Here is a 4,358-nt window from a genome sequence, read left to right as displayed (position 1 = left end):
TTGCGGTTGCAGGTCTGGGGATTAAATTAGACCGTGTGAAGTCACGGATTCAGGAATAAGGCTTTCATTGAACCCCGCCTGGACCATATGGCCAATGGCACTTTAGAACGAAATTTCAATAATCAATCATTATCCCCGTCATGGGGTTTCCATGTTTTGAGTGCTTCCTTTACCCGCTCATCAATCCGACGCATGAATTCCTCGTTCGGCTTGCCTGATGAGTGCGCTTTCATCAGTTCTGTGCTCGCTCGAAGGTTGCCGATAAACGTGCGGCAATGTTTGCACATCATCAAGTGCATCTTCACGGACAGGTTTTGTTGGCCGGTGAGTTCACCATCGATGTAGTCACTGGCTATTCCGGCCAGGTCCTTGCACATTAACATTCGCCCGTCTCCTGAAACGTTTCAACCATCAGAAAGATCTTCTGTCTTGCACGGTGTAAAAGTACACGGAGGTTAGATGCACTGACATCCAGAATGTTACAGACATCTTCAGATTTGTGCTGGTGGGCTTCGTACAGCATCAGGGCTGAGCGCTGGGTTTCTGGCAGTGTCGACAGATGTTTATCCAGACAATCACTGAGCGCATCGTTTTCCATCAATGTGTCTGCGGATTCGTGGAACTTAAGTTTGGGCGGCAGGTCCCAGCGGCCCTTGGCATTGAAACGGTCGGCAAGCTCCGGGTCGAGGCTCTCTGAAAAATCAGTAGCTACTTCCCTATTGCTGGACCGGAGCTTGTTCTTGCAGCGGTTGGCGACAATTCGGTGCAACCAGGTTTTCAGGCCGGAACGGCCTTCAAATTTTTGAATGGCATCAATCACCGTAACCCAGCAATCCTGGACAATTTCTTCAGCACTGGAGTGATCCAGGTAAAAGCGGGCGACGGCCAGCATACCCGGGGAGTATTCCCGAACGGCTACTTTGTAGGCAGGTGAATCGCCTCTTTTCAGGCCTTCGATCAGTGAACCTTGCGGGTCCGGATGCGCGGCAGTGTCCATGGAACTCTATTCCTTATCAGTCTTTGGGAGGTCTTGTGTTTTTATGTGTTTCTGATTTCAGAAAAGTTCCTGTATTTTAGAGTGATCGTTCAAAAACTTTAATTAAGTAGTGTGTAACATTTAGTCGGTGGTCGTGTCTGAATAAAATCGACGTACTGGTTCCTATATTTTAAAAGGCATGGATATGACTCGTAGCAAGCTCTTACTTATTTTGGTCATCGTTGTGATCGTTGCCGTTTTTCTCGGCTTCGACGGGCACAAGCTGCTGACCCTGGAGAACCTGCAGGCGAACCAAAGTGCCCTGGCACAATGGATTGACCAGCATCTTCTGGTAGCCGTTGTCGGCTATGCTGCTATTTATGTGGTAGTAACCGCTCTGTCTTTACCGGGGGCTACCATAATGACCTTGGCAGGCGGTGCTTTTTTAGGCAACTTTTATGGCCTGGTTGCGGTTTCGATTGCTTCAACTCTGGGCGCATCTCTGGCGTTTCTGGTGGCGCGATTCCTCATGCGGGACACGTTGCGCAAGCGCTACGCGGAAACCGTAGCAAAGATGGACCGTGGAGTTTCGAAAGACGGCGCGTTTTATCTCGCAACGCTACGGTTGGTGCCGGTATTCCCCTTCTTCCTGATTAACCTGGCCATGGGCCTGACGGCCATGAAGCTGCGTACCTACGCTCTGGTGAGTTGGATTGCGATGCTTCCGGGGACTTTTGTCTTCGTTAATGCTGGTACCCAACTGGGTCAGATCCAGTCTACAGGTGATATCGTCTCCGCAGATCTGCTGCTTTCTTTTGCGTTGCTAGGGCTCTTCCCCTTGATTGCCAAGTTCGTGGTAGGTTTCATCCGCCGCCGCAAGGTGTATGCCGGCTGGCAGAAGCCCGAGAGCTTTGACTACAACCTGCTGGTGATTGGTGGTGGCTCGGCGGGTCTGGTATCTGCCTATATCGCTGCAGCCGTGAAAGCGAAAGTGGCGCTGATTGAAAAACACAAGATGGGTGGAGACTGCCTGAATACAGGTTGTATACCTTCTAAAGCACTGATTCGAAGCGCGAAGGCGGCGGATACCTTGCGCCATGCCAATCGTTACGGGCTGGAGTCGGTGCCGGTGAAAGGTTCTTTCAAGAACATCATGAACCGAGTTCAAGAGGTGATTGCCAAAGTAGAGCCCCACGATTCACCGGAGCGTTACAGAAAACTGGGCGTGGATTGCATCTCGGGAGAGGCGAGCTTCGTATCTCCTTGGGAGCTGGAAGTCAGGCACAGCGATGGCCGCACCGAGCGCTTGACCGCTCGCAGCATAATCGTTGCTACTGGCGGCAAGCCGGCCATGCCACCGATTCCAGGGCTTAATGATATGGCGCCTTTGAACTCTGACAACCTTTGGGAGTTGCAGGAGCAGCCGGAGCGTTTGCTGGTTCTGGGTGGCGGCCCAATCGGTTCCGAATTGGCTCATGCTTTTGCCCGTCTGGGTAGCCAGGTGATTCAGGTAGAAATGGGTGACCGGTTGTTGGCTAAAGAAGACATAGACGTGTCAGAACTGGTGAAAGCTCAGTTTGAAAACGATGGTGTTGACCTTCGCCTGGGCCATGCAGCAAAAGAATTCACCACCGAAGAGGGCCAGAAAGTGGTGTATTGCGAGCACAAGGGAGAGCAAGTTCGTATTGCCTTTGATCAGGTGCTGGTCGCGGTTGGCCGAGCCGCAAACACCGAAGGCCTGGGGCTCGAAAAAATCGGTATCGAGACCCTGCCCAATGGAACCGTGCCGGTGGAAGAAGACATGAGCCTGCGCTATCCGAATGTGTTTGCCTGTGGCGATGTTGCCGGGCCCTATCAGTTTACTCATGCCGCATCTCATCAGGCATGGTATGCCGCGGTGAATGGCCTGTTTGGTCAGTTTAAACGTTTCAAGGTGGATTACCGGGTTATGCCCTGGGTCACCTTTACCTCTCCGGAAGTGGCTCGCGTGGGGCTGAGTGAAGCCGAAGCCAGGGAGAAAGGTATTGCCTTTGAAGTGACCAGGTACGGCCTGGACGATCTGGATCGGGCCATTACCGAAAGCGAAGACTCTGGTTTCATTAAGGTGCTGACACCGCCGGGTAAGGACAAAATTCTCGGTGCTGTGGTGGTTGGTTCTCATGCCGGGGAGATCCTGGCCGAGTTCACCCTGGCAATGAAGCATGGTCTCGGCTTGAACAAAATTCTGGGTACCATTCATCCGTATCCGACCTGGAACGAGTCCGCCAAGGCTGCCGCAGGAGAATGGAAGCGCGCTAATGCGCCTCAGGGTATTCTCAAGCTGCTAGAAAAGTTGCATGGCTGGCGTCGCGGAAAGGGCCAAAACAACCAGGTGAAACGTAAAGAAGTGACGACGGACTGAAACAGTAGGCGATGGCTGTAACAAGGCAGCATCGCCTGTGTCCGTGTTTTACTACCATTAACACCGAGGAGCATGTATGCCCCTGACCGAAACCCGACCGGTCCGCAACAAACGTATTCCGGCTGTGGAAGTGCTGGAGTCCAGAGCATTCGACAGCTGGACCCATACCCGTAATGGCGATCCCCGGGGTTACATCGATGCCGTCAAGCTGAAAGAGCTGTGGATTCACACAGGCACGGCCTGCAACCTGGCCTGTCCGTTCTGTCTGGAAGGCAGTCATCCCGGCGATGGCCGTATTCCCGGCATGAAGCTGAGCGATGTGAAGCCGTTTATCCACGAAGCCATGGATATGGGCGTGGAGCAGTTTTCTTTCACCGGTGGCGAGCCGTTTGTGATTCGTGATTTTGTGAACATTCTGGATTATGCCAGCCATCATCGCCCCTGCTTTGTGCTTACCAACGCCACCGAGCCGCTGCTGAAGCGCCGGCATCAGGTGTTGCCGTTGCTGGATAATCCTTTCCCGATTCATTTCCGCGTGAGCCTGGATTTCCCCGACCGTGCTCGCCATGACAAGGATCGCGGTGCCGGGAGTTTTGACCAGGCACTGGAGGGAATTCACTGGTTGGTCGATCAGGGCTTCAAGGTTTCTATTGCTCGCCAGACTGATCTGGATGAGGTTTCGGCTGATGTGGAGGCTGCGTTTCGGGGGATATTCCGGGAGTGGCAGATTCCTGAAACTCTGGCGTTTACGGCATTCCCTGATTTGGGTACGCCGGGTTCGGAGGATGGCAGTCCGGAGATTACTGAGGGCTGTATGGAGAAGTATCCAACCACTCAGAGTCAGTCGCACTTTATGTGTACTTATACGCGGATGCTGGTGAAGAAGGGCGATTCGGTGCGGGTTTATGCTTGTACGTTGGTGGATGATGATCCTCAGTACGATTTGGGTGGGTCGCTGGCCCAGAGCATGGATGAGCGCGT

4 protein-coding genes are annotated in these 4,358 nt (G+C 53.1%); 2 read left to right on the top strand and 2 right to left on the bottom strand.

Translation table 11 applies throughout. From position 1 onward, the window contains the following. Positions 1–122: 122 nt before the first annotated feature. Both ACTH3S_RS17960 and ACTH3S_RS17955 read right to left on the bottom strand, forming a co-directional pair. Positions 123–383: a zf-HC2 domain-containing protein gene (locus tag ACTH3S_RS17960; RefSeq protein WP_441810379.1), complete on the bottom strand. Its 261-nt coding sequence runs from the start codon at positions 381–383 to the stop codon at positions 123–125. Then, the gene (locus ACTH3S_RS17955) at positions 377–997 is read right to left on the bottom strand and encodes an RNA polymerase sigma factor (RefSeq protein ID WP_441810378.1); all 621 of its coding nucleotides are present in this window, start codon (positions 995–997) and stop codon (positions 377–379) included. Before ACTH3S_RS17955 ends, ACTH3S_RS17960 begins: the two co-directional genes overlap by 7 nt. A gap of 184 nt (positions 998–1,181) precedes the next feature. Here ACTH3S_RS17955 and ACTH3S_RS17950 point away from each other — a divergent pair, with 184 nt between their 5' ends. Then, on the top strand, positions 1,182–3,377 hold the full coding sequence (locus ACTH3S_RS17950) for an FAD-dependent oxidoreductase (protein WP_441810377.1): 2,196 nt from the start codon (positions 1,182–1,184) through the stop codon (positions 3,375–3,377). Positions 3,378–3,453: 76 nt separating this feature from the next. After that, on the top strand, positions 3,454–4,358 hold a 905-nt coding region (locus tag ACTH3S_RS17945), incomplete at its 3' end, for a radical SAM protein (RefSeq protein ID WP_441810376.1).

The organism is Marinobacter sp., from assembly GCF_052094685.1.
In the GTDB taxonomy this organism is placed as follows: Bacteria; Pseudomonadota; Gammaproteobacteria; order Pseudomonadales; family Oleiphilaceae; genus Marinobacter.
The sequence above is the reverse complement of the archived record's forward strand: the minus strand, read 5'-3'. Positions and strand labels throughout refer to the sequence as shown.

Bases quoted from the DNA above. Each gene is read 5' to 3' on its own strand.
- ACTH3S_RS17955 (WP_441810378.1), bottom strand. From the start codon at position 997: ATGGACACTGCCGCGCATCCGGACCCGCAAGGTTCACTGATCGAAGGC.
- ACTH3S_RS17960 (WP_441810379.1), bottom strand. From the start codon at position 383: ATGTTAATGTGCAAGGACCTGGCCGGAATAGCCAGTGACTACATCGAT.
- ACTH3S_RS17950 (WP_441810377.1), top strand. From the start codon at position 1,182: ATGACTCGTAGCAAGCTCTTACTTATTTTGGTCATCGTTGTGATCGTT.